Annotated in this window: 1 protein-coding gene; it reads right to left on the reverse strand. The window is 50.6% G+C overall.

Annotated elements, in window-relative coordinates:
* Window positions 1–162 precede the first annotated feature (162 nt).
* The gene (locus NE665_RS24845) at window positions 163–312 is read right to left on the reverse strand and encodes a DEAD/DEAH box helicase (RefSeq protein ID WP_347285942.1); all 150 of its coding nucleotides are present in this window, start codon (window positions 310–312) and stop codon (window positions 163–165) included.
* Window positions 313–316 lie beyond the last annotated feature (4 nt).

The raw sequence follows: 316 nt of genomic DNA on the forward strand, positions 1-316 counted from the left end.
GGTCCGTATGCCTACTGTGATTTCCGCTGCCCCCTGCCCGTTTGGTTCCTGAGCGATGCCGGATAAGGGTATATTCAGATTTTCCCGGATATCCTGTGCAAGGGATTTTAAAGGTGATACATAGATGAGATACAGCTGTTCTTTCAGCTTTCCCTGATTTGCCTATGCCTGCAGCTTATCAACAAACACCAGAAAGGCAGAGATTGTCTTTCCTGTTGCTGTCGGTGCGCTGATCAAAACAGAACCGCCTTCCGCTATCGCAGGCCATGCCTCCTGTTGTACTGCAGTCGGCGCAGAAAACGTATGGGCGATCCAG

The sequence above is a fragment of the Clostridium sp. DFI.1.208 genome, assembly GCF_024463855.1.
Lineage (GTDB): Bacteria > Bacillota_I > Bacilli_A > Erysipelotrichales > Erysipelotrichaceae > Clostridium_AQ.